At 59.0% G+C, this 16,528-nt stretch carries 14 protein-coding genes and 1 pseudogene; all 15 read right to left on the reverse strand.

Features of this window, described 5'->3' with window-relative positions; translation table 11 throughout:
- Positions 1-147: 147 nt before the first annotated feature.
- Complete coding sequence (locus AB4074_RS03250) at positions 148-1,335, reverse strand: fumarylacetoacetate hydrolase family protein (RefSeq protein WP_441412070.1); 1,188 nt, start codon at positions 1,333-1,335, stop codon at positions 148-150.
- 303 nt (positions 1,336-1,638) lie between these two features.
- Positions 1,639-3,003 (reverse strand): L-fuconate dehydratase, encoded by a 1,365-nt coding sequence (locus AB4074_RS03255; protein ID WP_441412071.1) that lies wholly within the window; start codon positions 3,001-3,003, stop codon positions 1,639-1,641.
- Positions 3,004-3,104: 101 nt separating this feature from the next.
- On the reverse strand, positions 3,105-3,926 hold the full coding sequence (locus tag AB4074_RS03260) for an SDR family oxidoreductase (RefSeq protein ID WP_441412072.1): 822 nt from the start codon (positions 3,924-3,926) through the stop codon (positions 3,105-3,107).
- A 126-nt stretch (positions 3,927-4,052) separates the two neighbouring features.
- Positions 4,053-4,817, reverse strand: coding sequence for an amino acid ABC transporter ATP-binding protein (locus AB4074_RS03265; protein ID WP_441412073.1), 765 nt, complete (start codon positions 4,815-4,817; stop codon positions 4,053-4,055).
- Between the two features lie 14 nt (positions 4,818-4,831).
- On the reverse strand, positions 4,832-5,521 hold the full coding sequence (locus AB4074_RS03270) for an amino acid ABC transporter permease (RefSeq protein WP_441412074.1): 690 nt from the start codon (positions 5,519-5,521) through the stop codon (positions 4,832-4,834).
- Positions 5,521-6,183, reverse strand: coding sequence for an amino acid ABC transporter permease (locus tag AB4074_RS03275; RefSeq protein ID WP_441412075.1), 663 nt, complete (start codon positions 6,181-6,183; stop codon positions 5,521-5,523). Before AB4074_RS03275 ends, AB4074_RS03270 begins: the two co-directional genes overlap by 1 nt.
- Positions 6,184-6,264: 81 nt before the next feature.
- A complete protein-coding gene (locus AB4074_RS03280; RefSeq protein WP_441412076.1) occupies positions 6,265-7,152 on the reverse strand; it encodes a transporter substrate-binding domain-containing protein in 888 nt (295 codons plus the stop codon).
- Between the two features lie 664 nt (positions 7,153-7,816).
- Positions 7,817-8,440, reverse strand: coding sequence for a DUF1349 domain-containing protein (locus AB4074_RS03285; RefSeq protein WP_441412077.1), 624 nt, complete (start codon positions 8,438-8,440; stop codon positions 7,817-7,819).
- Between the two features lie 46 nt (positions 8,441-8,486).
- Positions 8,487-9,761, reverse strand: coding sequence for an aspartate aminotransferase family protein (locus tag AB4074_RS03290; protein ID WP_441412078.1), 1,275 nt, complete (start codon positions 9,759-9,761; stop codon positions 8,487-8,489).
- Between the two features lie 23 nt (positions 9,762-9,784).
- Positions 9,785-10,651, reverse strand: a complete 867-nt coding sequence (locus tag AB4074_RS03295) for an amidohydrolase family protein (RefSeq protein ID WP_441412079.1) — start codon at positions 10,649-10,651, stop codon at positions 9,785-9,787.
- The gene (locus tag AB4074_RS03300) at positions 10,648-11,655 is read right to left on the reverse strand and encodes an aldo/keto reductase (RefSeq protein WP_441412080.1); all 1,008 of its coding nucleotides are present in this window, start codon (positions 11,653-11,655) and stop codon (positions 10,648-10,650) included. Before AB4074_RS03300 ends, AB4074_RS03295 begins: the two co-directional genes overlap by 4 nt.
- 18 nt (positions 11,656-11,673) lie before the next feature.
- A complete protein-coding gene (locus tag AB4074_RS03305; protein ID WP_441412081.1) occupies positions 11,674-12,651 on the reverse strand; it encodes a hypothetical protein in 978 nt (325 codons plus the stop codon).
- A gap of 12 nt (positions 12,652-12,663) precedes the next feature.
- Positions 12,664-14,208, reverse strand: a complete 1,545-nt coding sequence (locus AB4074_RS03310) for an APC family permease (protein WP_441412082.1) — start codon at positions 14,206-14,208, stop codon at positions 12,664-12,666.
- A gap of 165 nt (positions 14,209-14,373) precedes the next feature.
- Complete coding sequence (locus AB4074_RS03315; protein ID WP_441412083.1) at positions 14,374-15,285, reverse strand: LysR family transcriptional regulator; 912 nt, start codon at positions 15,283-15,285, stop codon at positions 14,374-14,376.
- A 590-nt stretch (positions 15,286-15,875) separates the two neighbouring features.
- A pseudogene (locus tag AB4074_RS03320) lies at positions 15,876-16,283 on the reverse strand (PEP-utilizing enzyme); the annotation flags it as partial.
- Positions 16,284-16,528: the final 245 nt, after the last annotated feature.

Here is a 16,528-nt window from a genome sequence, read left to right on the forward strand (position 1 = left end):
CTGTAGTGGCTGTCTGATACTCGGTGATGAGGTCCTCGGGCCGCCCGTTTGCTACCGCTAGCGAGGATTGATCTCCTTGCCTTGTCGCTGCAATGATCTCGTACTCGAGATCACTGAAAATGTGGTCAGTTCCCAACATGCGAGGCATCAGGCGCCCACGTTTGCGCTTAGTCCGCGGCTGTGGAGGTTGCTGATAAATCTTCGTAGGCCGAACTCCCACCGTGGGGCTTTTTCCGACTGGGCGACCCGGTTTACGAGCATGCCGAGCTTCGGGCTCGAGATACGGACAATGTCATCGAGGTGATGCGTGAAACCTAGGCCCAGGCCTTCCCTGTCCCGTGTGGGAGAGAAGAGGGTGCCGGTATAAAGGAGGATTCCGTCCGGGTACTGATGGGCATCGCCAACGGCATATTCGGCAAGGCTGGCAGGGTCGCGGGAAATCTTGTCCATCTGGCTGACGCCATCCATGACGAATCCGTCGTCTTCCCCAAGCACCTCAAGGCGGACTTCTGCCACGCGAATATCGTCCAGCGTGAAGCTGTCATCCAAAAGGCGGATGAAAGGACCGGCCGATGCAGAGGCGTTGTTGTCCTTTGCCTTTGGAAGCAGCAGGGCGGAGCGGCCCTCCACATCACGTAGGTTGACGTCGTTTCCCAGCGTCGCGCCGACGATCCGTCCGGTCGACGAGACGGCGAGAGCAATCTCTGGTTCTGGATTACTCCAACAGGAGACGGCGGCGACGCCGATCAGCTGCCCACAACCGACTGCGGACAATACGGGTGCTTTTGTAAAAATCTCCGGGTCCGGGCCGAGCCCGACCTCCAGATATTGCGACCAGAGTCCCCGCTCCTGCAAATCGACTTTAAGTCTTTCCGCGTCCTTGCTTCCCGGCACGACAGCGGCAATCTCCGCGCCGATCACCGCTTCGAGCTCTCCTCGGAACTGTTCAGCTTTGGCGGGGTCTCCGCCCGCGCGCTCTTCGATCAGCCGCTCGATCAAAGAAGCAGCAAAAGTCACACCCGCCGCCTTGATAACCGAGAGGTCAACAGGAGCCAGCAGATGCGGTCCCCTTGAATCTTCGGAGAGGGAATTCTCGAGGATATCCTCCATTGACCAGCTTCGTCTCGCTTTCGCCGAGCGGGCTGCTCGTGCAGGGTCCGAAGATTCGAGCAGGTCCGACATGGAAGGAAAAGTTTCAGTGATGTCTGCCAGTTCGCTTCCTCGAACGACGACAACGCAGGGACCGGCTACTTCCGGATCGAATACACGACCCACCAGCGTCGCGATGCCGGCATCTGTAGGCAGAACGTCGTTGTTGCTAATTACCAGGTGCATGGGTTCCTCAGGAGTCTCGTTAGGGAGTTTCGGTGCAATGGCGCAATCGAAGTGAGAATGATGTAGTTGACGGCAAAGATGGGCACGAACTCGGCCGCCTACGGGCCCGGTGCAGAAGAATTCAGGTGCGGATCCAGCCGAATGGCTTGAGTTCGGCTCGAGGTCCTCGCCGTCATATTCCTCCGCTACCACTCGCGGAATGGTCCACTCCGGATGGGGTTAAAGGACGGCGTGTTTCTCGGATTCCGTAGCCTGCCGTCGGCGCCGAAGGCGGCGTGGGTCGTCATCCCCAGCTTCGAGGGCTCACAGGTTTGGTCGGTGTAGGGCTGTGCGCTCTGCCGGAGCTGGGTTCGTCCGGGTGACCGCCGCGCGGTTGCCCACTTCCCGCCAGCCTGCACCTGCTGGGAATTCCCAGCGGGTGCGAGAGACATCGGACATTTCGGCGCCAGTGCCGGGGAGCTCCGGCGCGGCGTAGCGCCCGTTGATGATCCGGACCGGTTCGGCAAAGTGTTCGTGCAAGTGGTCCACATATTCGATCATGCGGCCCTCCTGGCTGCCGCTGACGGCGGCGTAGTCAAAGAAGGAGAAGTGCTGGACCAGCTCACAGAGGCCTACGCCGCCCGCATGCGGGCAGACGGGAACGCCGAACTTGGCCGCAAGCAAGAGATTGGCGATGTTCTCGTTGACGCCTCCCACACGGGTGGAATCGAGCTGGAGCACGTCTATGGCACCGACCTGCAATAGCTGCTTGAAAACGATCCGGCTGGACACGGCTTCCCCGGTAGCCACGCGAACGCCGGAAATGCCCTTCCTGATCTCGGCGTGGCCTAGGATGTCGTCGGTGCTGGTGGGCTCTTCGATCCAGTACGGGTTGAATTCCGCAAGCTGTTTGACCCACTCGATGGCCTCAGATACCTCCCACCGCTGGTTGGCATCGATGGCGATAGGGAGATCGCCCACGGCCTCGCGGGCGAGGGCCATACGGCGCCGGTCATCGTTGATGTCGCCGCCGACCTTGAGCTTGATCATCGAGAAGCCATCGGCGGCGGCTTCCTTGCTCAACCGGACCAGCTTTTCGTCGCTGTAGCCCAGCCATCCCGGCGAGGTCGTGTACGCCGGGTAGCCTTCTGCCTTGAGCGATGCGATCCGGGCGGCCTTTCCGTCCTGGCTTGCGCGCAGGATGTCCAGCGCCTGCTTGGGGTTGAGGGCGTCGCGGATATGCGTGAAATCAACCACATCCACGATCTCATCGGGGGACATTTCACTCAGCAGGAGCCACAGCGGCTTGTTCGCGCGGCGGGCCCGAATGTCCCACAGGGCACTGATCAGGGCGCCGCACGCCATCTGCGTCACGCCCTTTTCCGGCCCGAGCCAGCGCAGCTGGGAGTCATGGATGAGGCGCCTGGATGTTCCGCCAAGGTCGTAAATCAGTTCGTCAATGTCTCGGCCCACGAGCAGGTGCGCGTAGGCATCGATTGCGGCCGTCAGAATTTCGTTGCCGCGGCCGCAACTGAACACAAAGCCGTGGCCTTCGTCGCCCGCGTCGGAGCGGACGACCACGTAGGCGGCCGAGTAGTCGGGGTCCACATTGACCGCGTCGGAGCCGTCGAGTTCCAAAGAGGTCGGGAAACGGACGTCCTGGGTGTTGATGGATGTAATGGAAGGCATGAATCTCTTCTCTCGTGAGAAAACTGAAGGATATGAAATGCTTTCGGGAGGTTTTCTGACGGGCCAGCTTCCGCCGCAGCGCTAGTCAAGCATTGGAGGATTCAGCGTGAGAGCCACCCACCGTCGACGGCGAGCACGTGCCCGTTGACGTAGTTTGAGGCGCCAGAGGACAGGAAGATCGCCGCCCCGACTAGGTCTTCTGCGGTCCCCCACCGCCCGGCCGGGATGCGCTGAAGAAACTCCAACCTTCGGCTCTCGTCATTCCTCAGGTCCTCGTTGATTTCGGTCGCAATGTAACCGGGCGCGATAGCGTTGACGTTCACGCCATGGATGGCCCATTCGTTTGCCATTGCTTTCGTTGCCCCGGCCAATCCCGACTTAGCCGCGGCGTAACCGAGAACGTCGACGCCTCCTTGGAAGCTCATGAGTGAGGCGATGTTGATTATTTTGCCTGAGCCCTGGGCAATCATGTATGGCGCGAAGGCCTTGGCCAGGAGCACGGGGGCGAGAAGGTCGATCTTTGTCACCTCCATGATCATGTCCGCCGATTGTTCTAGCGCAGGGGCTCGCTTGACTAGCCCTGCAGAGTTGACCAGGATATCCACCCGGCCCCGCCAGGCGATCGCTTTTTCAGCCGCTTTTGTGAATGAGCTTTCTTCATCGTCCAGTTGAAGTGGCACGTGGAAACTGCTTCCTCCTAGTGCCGCTAACTCGTCCTGAACAGATTCAGAGGACGAGCGGTTGAGATGCACGATCTTGGCACCGGCTCTGGCCAGACCCACCGCTAAGGCCCGCCCAATGCCGCGTGTTGTGCCTGTGACTGCAGCGACCTTGCCTTCGAGGTCGAAGTAGCATTCGGTGTGCTTGCGGCCCTTCTGCTCTCGGGCGATATTTGACGTGCTTGGGCTGATGTTAGTGGACATGAACCTACTCCTGAGAATGTTGTGGGTGGCGGGAGGAACTCTGCTGCGGCGTGGGGGTGGTTCTCGGTCAAGCTGCGGCGCGGAACCGGAATCATTGGCCTGGTCGCCTGTATGCAACGGCTCCCGTCAGTGCAGGGCCGGCGGGTGCTGACAACCGTCGGTTTGGCCGGACAGAACTTTGCTGAGAAAATTCTGCGTCCGAGGGTTCTTTGGGGCGCCGAAAATCTCGTCAGGGGTGCCTTCCTCGACAATGAGGCCCTGGTCCATGAAAATCACCCGATCCGCCACTTCGCGCGCAAAGCCCATTTCGTGGGTAACTACGACCATCGTCATCCCGTCCCGGGCAAGGTCCTTCATGACGGTGAGCACCTCGCCGACGATTTCCGGGTCAAGGGCCGACGTAGGCTCGTCGAACAGCATCACCTTCGGATCCATCGCAAGGGCGCGGGCGATGGCGACCCGCTGCTGTTGCCCTCCGGATAGGTTGATCGGGTAGGCGTCCCTCTTGGAGGTCAGCCCGACTTTGTCGAGGAGCATCTCAGCCCTCGATCGCGCGTCGGCCTTCTTGGTCTTTGCCACCCGGACTGGGGCCAGCATGATGTTTTCAAGGACGCTCAGATGCGGGAACAGATTGAAGTGCTGGAAGACCATTCCCACCTCTGTGCGCACCAGATTGATGTTCGTTGTTGAATCCGTCAGTGTGTGGCCGTTGATGACGATCGCGCCCGACGTGATCTCTTCCAAGACGTTCAAGCAACGAAGGAAGGTGCTCTTCCCCGATCCAGATGGTCCAATGACGCAGACTACTTCCTGCTCCTTCACATGGCAATCGATACCTTTGAGGACCTCAAGAGATCCGAACTTTTTGTGTAAATCTTGGACGCTGATCATTATTAACTCTCAATCTAAATGTTCGCGGTCATCTTGAGCCTTCGAGACTCAACATGGATTCCGGTCCTTTTCTCATACCATCGGCCAAGAAGGGATATCCCGTAACAGATGACAAAATACATGGCTCCGACGGTCAGAAATGTAGCGATCGGATTGTTAGTGAGATTCGCAACGATATTCCCGGATTTTGTGAGTTCGACATATCCGATGACTGTAACCAGCGAAGAGTCCTTTACTAGGCCGATGAGGAAGCCGATGCCGGGCGGGACGATAATCCTCATCGCCTGGGGGACGATCACGTATCTGAACTTCGGATAATAGGCGAGGCCCAAGGCATCGGCTGCTTCGCCCTGTCCGGGGGGAACAGCTTCTATGCTTCCTCTGACAATTTCTGCTACATAGGCAGCGGCGTAGATTGACAATGCCACCACAGCCGAGGAAAATTTGGAAAGTTCCAACTCGGGAAACATCAACGGAAGTCCAAAATAGATCATGAAGATGATGACGAGAATGGGAATTCCGCGAATGATGTAGACATATAGGGCGCTGATTGCCCGGGCGATCCTGCTCGGTGAAGTGCTGGCGAGACCAAGGAGTAATCCAAAGATGGTCCCGAAGATCCCCGATGTTACGCACAGGCCGAGGGTCAAAATTGCTCCCTGAGCGAGGGGAATTAGGTCATTCCAACCGAAAGCCTCAAACATTATTTCGCCGCCCAAACAAATAGCCGCGCTTCGAATATTCTCGAACCTAGAGCAAGCAATCCCGACGCGGTGAAGTAGAGGACGCCGCCCACTGAAAGTGACTCAAAGACTCTGAACGTAGCATTACTCGCACCCAGCATCGCGTCGGTCAGTTCCGGCAAAGAGATTATTGATCCGACAGACGAAGCGAGGAAAAGAAGGATGAATTGGTTAGTAAGTGCCGGGAATACGTTTCGGCTTGCAGGCTTCAACAGAACGTATCTGATGGTGTCGCCACCTCTCAGTCCGAGAGCACTCGCCGCTTCACGAAGACCTCTTGGAATCGCCTCGAACCCGGCCCGATAGATCTCGGCCGTGTATGCGGCATTATTCAAAGTCAAACCGATGATGGCCGCCCAGATAGGATCCAGGTCAATGCCCAGTTGCGGGAGACCGAAGTAGATCAGGTATAGCTGCACGAGAAGCGGAGTGTTCCGAAAGACCTCTATGTATACCGAGCAGAAGACGGCTAGCCATCGTGTACGCCCACTCTTCCCGAGGTAGAGGAAGACGCTCACGACACCGCCGGCGAACATCGCAATAATCGTAACGTACAGGCTTATCCCGATGCCGCGCAGAAATTGGGGGATGAAGGGAATCAGATCGCCAAAAAATAGCGTCATTGCGGATCCTTTTTCGAAGTCAGGTGGGGAAGGTGCTTTAGGCCTTCCCACCTTCAGGGAGAGTCGCAGAAAGCTTCCGGACTATTTCAGGAAGGCCGGCATATCCAGACCGAACCAATGCCGGAGCGAATTCTGGTTGGCTCCGGAAACGTTGTAGTTCCTGATGAAAGTGTTCAGATAGTTCATCCATTGCTGATCACCCGGCTTAATTCCCATCGAAAAGAGCACCGGCATCAGATCAGTCCCGCTCAGGATTCGAAAGTGACTTGGATCCTCCTTGACTAACGAAGCGAGGATGGGGGTCTCCTCAATGACCGCATCGACCTTTCCACTCTTTATTGCCTGAATCGAGTCCGCGACGGTATTGAAGTCCCCGATTTTAGTCGTCGCGAAATCTTTCTGAAGGATTTGCTCGCCTGTACTTCCTCGCGACGTGGCTACTGTCTTTCCAACAAGATCGCTATAGCTTCTAATTGGCGAGTCGGCGGGCACCATAAACACCTGACCACTGGCCGCATAAGGCATCGTCATTTCAATTTGTCGAGCCCGCTCGTTTGTCGCCGTGAGGGTAGCTATGACAACATCCGCTTTGTCTGTCAGCAGCAGCGGAATTCGGCTTTCGTTTGTAGTCGTGACGTACTCTATTTGGACGCCGAGTGACTCGGCCAACGCATTGGCCAAGTCAATATCAAAACCTTGGTATTTTCCCGTCGCGTCCACGACACCAAAGCCTGGAGTATCAGCACTCACTGCTACCCGAAGGGACTTTTTGTCGAGGATCTTAGCAAGGTGGCTCTGCGAAGACGCCGCTTCTTGTGTACTGCCGGTGCTCGTGGATGTGCATCCGGTCAGCACCAGTGCTGCGGCTAGCCCTCCGACGACGAGTATTTTAGATGTTTTTCTTAGCATGTCGTTCCCTCCTGCAATTGAGACGGTTTTTGGAAATTGAGACGGTTTTTGAACAGTCAATGCGGGTCTTATGTGGACGGGGCCATGTTCCTCATTGAAGATCTCCCAGCCGCAGGCAGTTTTCGTTCTGGCGTCGCCCAGCCTGCACCAGCTGGAAAGCGGGGCTTTCCTTTTCAAGTCCGGGGCTAGCCAAAGTGACGTTGTGCCATGTCCGGGGATAACTTCCAGACGACCGGCAGGCCGTTGATGGCTGGCATCAACTCTCCTTCGGAGATGAACAGGGCCTCACCGGTCTTCTCGGCAGGTTCCCACCAGCCAGTCTCAGGGCAGTGGTGACCCGTGCCGTACACCGTGCTGTACAGTTTTGGGGGCCTCGGGCCAGGCGTCACAATTGGTCGTTTCTTCAAGATTGTTCCTTTGATTAGGGCCATTTCATCCCCCGACTCTGTTCAGTGAGGTAGGGCCCGTATGGTGGTTGGCGCCCGACGCAATGATCACCGGTCTGAGCGCAGATTCAACCGGGGGTTCGTGGACTGTGCGCATCGCCGAAGAACTCGTCGCCGCAACGGATCAGGGTGCAGTTACGTTTCACAGGTTGAACGAAGCGCGTTTGGTCAGGCTTGGAATTCACCTAGATTTGTCCCGCTGTAAGTCGCCGTATGCAGCGTTCGTAACACATGTGCTTTCGGCGGTTAGCGTCGAACAGCGAAACGGCGTCGGGATGTCAGTGGAGCGCCGCGTCGGCATCGCTAACGGTCCAGGACAAAAAGCGCACGGTGAGGCCCGCTCGAGATGGGGCGCACAAGAATGGGCCGGCATCGACTCGCGCCTCGGGATCGAGCCATGCCACCCGCACAAGGCGGTAGGGACCGTCTTCGGCGCGGGCGCGGATCGTGACTGCATCCCCTGAGCGGCTGACCCGCACAGTGAGTGTTTTACCTTGCCACTCGGGTACTGGGCCCGAGGACCAGTCCGAGTAATGGTGCGTGACGACCGCGCCGAGTTGAAGCTCCCCATCCACGTACTCGACGCCTGCCTTCACCCAGACTTCGTCATCCACCCGCAGGAACACGCCTGCCTGATCGAACTGCTGCTCAAAGGCGGCCTCGAACGTCACCTCGACTGCTTGGTCGGTCTCGAGCGGGGCTATCAGTGCGTGGGCGTCATCATGAACGAAACCGTACGACGTGACCCGCCAAGCATCGCTGCCCTCAACGGCGGTCACTTCGAGTGCGTCGCCCACCAATTTGAATGCAGCTGGAGAGGTCGTCCAACTGCCGCTCTGCCAACTTAAACGCCGGCGATGCGAGGCGGCGCGCTCTCCCGATGTGGTATCTGTCGTGCTCATTGTGTCGCTTTCGTTCGGTATTTCCGAGTGGGTGGTTTGTGGACGCTCAGTTTCGACTGGCCCGGGCAAAAACAGGTTCGATGCGTTCGAGCGTCTCTTCAACGTCGGCCGGCGAGTGCGCTCCCGAAACGTACCAGATTCCGCGGTATGCAACCCATACCCCGTGTTTGATGAGTTGTTCGGCGAATTCGCCGTACCGCGTGGGGTCCAGGGCGAGCATTTGCTCGTAGTCGGTGATCTCTGCTTCGCTATCGTCGAACCGCATGTGGAACGCCATCGGCACACCCTGGATACGAATCGGAAGCTCATATTTGCGGGTCAAGCCCCGAAGGCCCTCGATTAGTTGCGTGCCTACGATTTCCACCCCCGAGTACACCTCGCCGCTCTCCAACTCGTCGAGCGACGCGAGCACCGCCGCTGCGGCGATGACGTTGCCATTGAAAGTGCCCGCGTGCGTAAGCCGACCAGTCACGACCTCCGCAAAGAGGTCCCGCTTTCCGACGAGGGCGGCGCAAGGCCACCCAGCGGCCATGGCCTTTCCGTAGACGGCTAAATCGGGGAATATGCCGTATCGGCCCGCCGCGCCGCCAAGCCCGAGTCGAAAGCCGCTGATCGTCTCGTCGAAGATCAGAACCGTGCCGCTCTTCGTGCACGAATCACGCACCTTCTCCAGGTATCCCGCCCGGGGTTCGATGGCACCCGCGTTCAGCATCATCGGCTCCATGATCACTCCCGCAATTTGATCGCCGTGGTCAAGCATCGCCTGCTCGAAGGCCGCGACGTCGTTCCAGGGGATCGTGATGACCTGCTGAAGCGCTTCGGGCACCTGTCCGAGGCTCCCAACCCCGGCGACGCCGTCCCCGGTTAGAATCTGGATGTTGTCGAACCAGCCGTGGTAGTGGCCATGGAACCTCAGAATGTGGGTTCGTCCGGTCACTTGACGAGCTATCCGCAAGGCCGCCTGCACCATTTCACTACTCGAACTGCCGAAGCGAAGCGTCTCCGCCCACGGCAGCACGGACAGCACCCGCTCCGCTGCCTCAACTTCTCGACGATGTGTTGCCGCGAAGATGATGCCGTCGCGTTGCGCTGCTGCGACTTTCTCGACGACGCGCGGCGGAGCGTATCCGAGAAAGTTCGGGCCTTGGCCGAGCAGGTAGTCGATGTACTCGCGTCCGTCGACATCAAAGAGCCTGCTGCCGGCTCCGCGCTCGACGATCAAATGCGGGTTCAGTAGCCGCGTATTACTTGACACGCCGCCGGCAAGGGCGCGAAGGGCACGCTTTTGAAGGTCCTGTTGGATGGTAAGGGTGTCGGTCATCTCTCTAATTCTTTCTTTGGAAGTCACGGGACGGTTGGTGCTAGGCCGTAGAACGCTTCGGCGGAGCCGGCGAAGATCAAATCGCGTTCGCTCGATGACAGCGTTGCGAGTGCCTCGCGAGCACTTGCGAGCACTTGGTCGTAGGTCGCGGCGAGCGTGCAGACAGGCCAATCGGATCCGAACATGAGTCGACTGGCTCCAAATAGCTGCAGCGAACAGTCAACAACTGGGGTGAGATCGGCAGTTGACCAGGTGGTCCACGCCGCTTCGGTCACGAGCCCGGAGATTTTCGCCCAGGTATTGGGTTGCTCTGCAATCAGTTCGAGTCCTGCGGCCCACGCCGAGTTCCATCCTTTTTCAATGGGCGGTTTTCCGAGGTGGTCGAGAACGAAGTTAAGAGTCGGGTGCTCGCGCACCGACTGCACTGCTGCGTTTAGTTCACGCGTTGTCACTTCGAGATCGAAAGTCAATCCTTTCTCGGCGATCACATCCAGGCCAGCTGACACCTCGGTCTGCAGCAGCCATTCGGAGTCATGTTCGTCGGCAACTGCGTGGCGGACTCCCACCAGCAGGTTGCCCGAGGGCAGCGAGCGAAGGTAGTCGATCTGGTCCCCAACGGAAGCAGTTGTCAGATCGATCCACCCGACAACACCGGCAATGTAAGGCGATCGGTGAGCCTCTTCAAGGAACTTGACGGTTTCATGGATGTCGGCCCGCGCTTGAACCAAGATAGTGGCCGTCACGCCGTTCCTGGCGAGGATCGGCTCAAGCTCCTCGCGATCGAACCTCCTCGACAGTGGAGCGTATGGCCCGGTCATCCACGGGTATGAGCCGTCGTTCGGATCCCATAGATGGTGGTGTGCGTCGACGAGCCGGAGGTTGCCGCTCACGGCTGCGGAACCGGAGCATCCGCGCGAAGTAGCCCGTCGGCTTTAAGTTCCTCCCACAGTTCTGAAGGAATCTCGAGGTCGAAGAGCTCGACGTTCTCGTGCATTTCGCTTGCGGTCCGGGTTCCGGTGAGTACTGCTGCGACAGCACTGTGTGCTAGCGGGAATTGAAGCGCGGCGGCCTTGAGCGGAACGGAGTGGCGCGCACATACCTGATCGAGTTTCCGTGCGCGCTCGATTACGTCGTCGGGTGCCCGGTCATAGTTATAGCGCGCGCCGGCCGCCGGATTCGCGAGCAGTCCGCTATTGAAAACGCCTCCAGTTATGACGGCAATGTTTCTCTGCAGGCAGAGCGGCAGGAACGTGTCGAGCGCGTCCTGCTCAAGCAGCGTATAACGGCCAGCGAGAAGCAGTGTGTCCGGGTCGGATTCGCGCGCGATCGTCTCGAGCGCTGCAGTCTGGTTCATTCCGGCGCCGATAGCCCCCACGACTCCTTGATCACGAAGCTCGATGAGCGTCGGGAACGCCGTGGCGAGTGCCTCGGGCAGGTAGTCGTCTGGATCGTGCACATGCACGATATCCAATCGATCTACTCCGAGCCGCTTGAGGCTTTCTTCGATGGATCTCAGCACGCCGTCACGTGAATAGTCATAGACCGTCGAAACGGACGGGGCATCGACATCATAAGGCTTGCCGTCGGAGTCAAAATCGTCTTTGTTCGGTGGTGCGTCAGCGCGCAGGAGCCGCCCGACTTTACTAGAGAGGGTGTATTCGTCCCGGGGATAGCTGGCCAGTCCCCGTCCGAGCCTGGTTTCGCCGTTGCCTCGGCCGTATTGAGGTGCGGCGTCGAAGAAGCGGATTCCGCTGTCCCAGGCTGCTTTGATGGTCAAATCGGATTGTTCCTCTTCTACGGCTTCGTACATTCCACCTATCGCCGTCGCTCCGAATCCGAGAACTGTGACGGTGACGTTGGTGCGGCCGAGCCGGACTCGTGTGTCGTGCTTCATTGATTTTCCTTTCGCGGTTCAGCCTGTGACGGTTCCGTCGGCGCGAAGATCGCTGACCGATTGAACTCCGTCGTAGAGCACTGCCGTGACTTCGGTGTGCTGTTCTTCTCCGGGTTGGAGCAAGCGCGCGCGACCGGCTGCGACAGCTTCATCCAATGGACTCGGGTATCCAGTCCATGGTTCGATGAGCGCCTGGTAGTACCCACGCCATCCGCCATAGACCAAGCACAACCAGACGACGGGAAAGAGTTCCCGGTCGAAGCTGAGACCGAATCCACGGCGATCGGCTGTGTCGGTTGAGGCGAACCATCCCGCTTTCAGACCCGTTAGGTAGTGCAGGGCGAAGGCGTGCCGATCAGAGAATTCACTATGGCGCACGTCGAAGCCCCGCAGCTCCGGCCAGTCGTACCTATCTCCAGGCTCGCCCAGCCAGTGTCCGCCAGCCTCGTCGACAAGCCCTTCGGTGGCCGGGATATCGAAGCGCATTCCCGGCCGGATCGACAGACTGGGGTGAATGCCCCAGTTGTAGTCGAACGGCAGTGTACCGACATTGCGAAGCGAGTACGAGAGACTGAAGGTGTGCGCGTCCCGCTTCAATGTGATCGTGCGTGTGAGCTCCGCCGGAGTGACAGGAGTCGCGACCGTCGTCGTTATGGAGACCTCGTCGTCGGAAGAGGAGATCGAGTAGTTCGCCTGAGCCGTCCAGATCTCTCCCATATATGGCAGCAGATCGCCGTAGCGGTTGCGACTGGCACGGCCTCCCGGGAATGCGTCGTCCCACCCGCCGGCCCAGTGGTCATCGAAGTCCGCGTGGATCGCTGCGATGTGTGGCTTTATTCGCGGTGACTTCCAGAGCAGGTCGAGATCGCGGGCCTTGTCGATGACCCGGTGGATGTTCGCGCCGCGTTCGGGAAGAACCTCCAGAGCGATGTGCCGATTCTCGAGCCGGATCAACCGCAATCCGTTGTATGTCCAACCGTCATCTATGGACAGCATGCCCACAGCGGATCAACTTCTAATTTCTGATGCTGGGACGTCTGCGGGAAACCTATCAGCCTCGTCCAGCGCGCTGCCTTTTGTCACCGTCAAACCTTCGTCGGCATCGATCGATTTGGCGATGCGGCGCGCCAGTCGCGGTGCGAAGAGGGCGACCGCGATGATGGCGATAGTCCATACACCGGCGATGAACACGTTTGCTTGACCAGCGCCCGTGGATGGCCAGGGAATGAGGTTGCTGTAGAGCGTGTATAGCACCAGCGCTACAGCCAAGATCGGAACCACGTAGTCAAGGGGAGCCGCTTTGATCGCGTCGCGACGAGGGCTCCGAATAACAAGGAAGTACCAGGCTCCAGCCGAGAAGAGAGCATAGGCGACGAGCAGAACGAGCGTGCCGATGGTTCCCGACGCCGCAAACAGGTCGAACGCCTTCGTCGTGAAGACGCCTCGCGTCAATGCGATGATGAACGCAGCTAGAACGGCTACGAAGACGGTGGCCCTGATCGGCGCACCTGATTTGGGTGAAAGGCGGGCGAGTCCGCGCTCTGGCATGACACCACGGTTCATCGCGAACAGCAGGCGAGCAGCCGCCACCACGGTGGCCAAGCAGCATCCGATCGCCGAGATCGCCGTACCGAGCGTGACGAGGCCACCGACCGGAGCAGCAATGTACTGCTGACCAAGGTCACCGAAGAGCGATGCTGATGCCGAGAACGTCTGAACACCGGACGCATCCGTGCCATATCCAAGCATCTGCACTGCCGTCCCCAAGATGTAGAAGACGCCTCCAAACAACGGCACGGCAAAGATTGCTCGCGGAATGGCCTTCTTGGGATTTTCGGCTTCTTCGCCGAGCGCGGCGGATGCCTCAAAGCCAGCGAATGAAAGGAAGCCAAACACGATGCCCAAGAAGAGTGCGCTGGGTTCGACTCCCGGGGGCACAGTGAACATGTCGAGGGTGAAGTGCTGTCCTCCCGGCCCGCCTACAGTGGAAACCTTCGCGACGACGACGATCATGATAATGACGATCAATGCGATGGTGACTATCTCAACCCAGAGCAGTGTCTTCATTGATGTCTTGATCGGCGAGACTCCTAGGATGAGTGCGATTCCGAGGGAGAAGAGTGCGAGGAGCCAGGGAACAATGTCGGGAGTCGTGTCGTAGACGCCGAGGAAGCGGAGAAAGTCAGCACCGAAGATACCTGCGGTCATCGCGGTGGTAATGATGAAAGCAAGATACGCACCGAGCAGCGACCATCCCGCAATGACTCCGGCGCGTGGCCCGATTGTGGCCCCGGTCAGACCGAATACCGAACCAGCGTGACTGAGCTTGCTGCAGACGCGGGCGAACCCGTAGGCAACAAGCAAGACGCCGATGGTAGCGAGAAGGAAGGTGAGGGGTACGGCGCGCCCGACTGTGGCGCCCGCACCCTGCGGGTTGAGGTTGATTGCCAGGCTTGCGCCCATTGCAGCAATCGAGAGAGAAACTGCCGCCCACGTCTTCAAGCTTCGCTTGAGTATGGGGCTTGCGGGGGAAGAAGTCGGAGCTGAAGCCATGGAAGCACCCTACAAATTGGTCGATTTTCACGAGAGGCAATGGCGCCTCCCGGTTTCATTGACCATAACTATGAACACCAAGCGAAACAATGACGAACAACACCACTCATTGTTCACGTGGAGCGAATAAAGGGTTCCGGAGACCGACTCGTGAACTGCCGGCGACTACGTGGAAGCGACTCCGGCCACATGTGAGCCGAAATCTTTGGCTATGCCGACGAGGTCGGCCACGACCGGAGTGAACTCCGGCCACCAGGCGAGAGCGACGGTACACGGGGGAATGTCGACAATGGGTCGGAAGACAACGCCCGGGCGGGAATACCATCGCCCGGCGCCAGCGGACGTGACGCTGATTCCGAGACCACGAGCGACCATGTGCAGCTCGGCGTCACGAGTGCTTGCTTCGCCAACGATCTCGGCCGGACTTGTGCGATAGTCGGCGAGTACCCAGTAGTCACGCCAAATGCCCGAAGACTCCGGCGCCGCAATGATAGGCCATTCGAGCACATCGGCGACCTCGACACTGGCTCGTGCGGCCAACGGGTGGCCTTCAGGGAGGCACACGACGCGCTCCTCCGAGACCAATTCGAGCATGGTCAGCCCTGTGAGCCCGATAGGAGGTCTGATGATCGCAGCTTGTACGCTCGAGTCCCGAAGGCCAGCGGTTGGGTCGGAGAAATCGAACTCCACTGTCTTCAAGCGCCGATCAGGGTAGGTTGCCGCGAACGATCGCAGGAGCCAGGGCACGACCTCAAGGCCTGCCCCGATCGTGTAACCCAGTGTGAGTTCAAAATTCTTCCGCTCGGCCGTTCGTCGTGCCGATTTGACTGCGGAGTCTAAGTCTTCGAGCACATGACCGACCAGCTGGGCGAAGATCTGGCCCGCTTCCGTTACCTCAACCGACCTTGTGGTGCGTTCGAATAACTGGAACCCGAGCTGCCGCTCGAGGTCTTTCACCGTTTCGCTCACCCAGGGGTTCGACACCATCAATCGTTCTGCTGCCCGCGAGAAGCTGCGCTGTTCGGCGACCGCGAGGAATGCTCGTAGTTGACGAAGGGTGATGTTCGAGTTGGCCATGGTCAGCTAGAATATCAGTTTGTTCGTCGGAGGCGAAGAGTGAGCTGCGAATTCGTCATTGTTTGGCGGTTCCTTTTACCTCAACCTGGTGCCCTTGACGCAGGACTCCCGAGAAGGTCGATCAGGGTCGATGTTCACCACACGTTTACCCCACGGAAATGATGAAAAAGGCTGACATGTCGTAGATCCGACATCGCACGGAAAACGCCTAAATTCCGCGGATTTCCAAGCCAAAACTAACCTTTGGCAGACAACAAAATGTGCCCTCCCGTGAGAAGAGGTCAGGAGTTCGAATCTCCTTAGCTCCACAGTGAAGGCGCTTTGACCTGCGGAAACGCTGGGTTGTAGGGCCGCCGTCTCGAAGGGTCAGGAGTTCGAATCTTCTTTGCTCGACATGAAGGCCCTTTGACCTGCAGAAACGCTCGGTGGGAGGGCCTTATTTGTACCGGAAACGAGGCTAGCCACACGGAAACCACACGCTTTGGGACAAAAAACCGAGTCAGACCACGGCGATCGTTTCTTCAGTGCGCTGCGGAACTGGGCGATCAACCTGAACGCAAGCTTGCGGGGTTCATCTTCATTGCGTGACATGCACCGGCTCTGCTCGCTTGATCGAAGAACGGGTGTAGGGTGCTACGACCAGCGGGCCGCGGTACCGACACAAAAACCTCGGTGCCGTCGCAACGGAATCAACACCGTGCGCAGCGACCACGGCGGGCAGGCCGAGCGAGCGGGCGATGATGGCCGTGTGTGACTGCGGTCCTCGGCCCAAGGGCACCCAGAGCGAGGGCCTCCACGGGATTCAGGGTGGCGGTGTCTGCCGGGGCGAGGTCCTCGGCCACCAGAATGAAGAGTGCATCTGAGGACCGGATACCCGGGGCGGGCACGTCGGGAAGTTCGGCCACGATACGCGCCCGAACATCCAGGACGTCCGTGGCGCGCTCGGCCATGTATCCGCCCAGGTTGTGCAGCATCTCGGAGACGGATGTGCCGGCTTCCTAGATGACCCTTCCAGGGGAGCGACGGCCTCCTGTCAGTCGGTCCGTATCTGCCCGTGACGCCAGCGGTGGTGCCGATCTCCAGATACAGGGACGACTTGCGTCGCGGGTCTGCCGGTGCCGGCCATCCTTCCGCCGGATGGTACTGGTCGTAGACGCTGATGGCCCTGGATTGCGGGGGGAATCCCCGGTTCGACGGATCTGCGGGGAGCAGCGCCGAGAGCTCGATCATCCGGACGGAGGAG

The organism is Arthrobacter sp. 2MCAF14 (assembly GCF_052115645.1).
GTDB lineage: Bacteria > Actinomycetota > Actinomycetes > Actinomycetales > Micrococcaceae > Arthrobacter.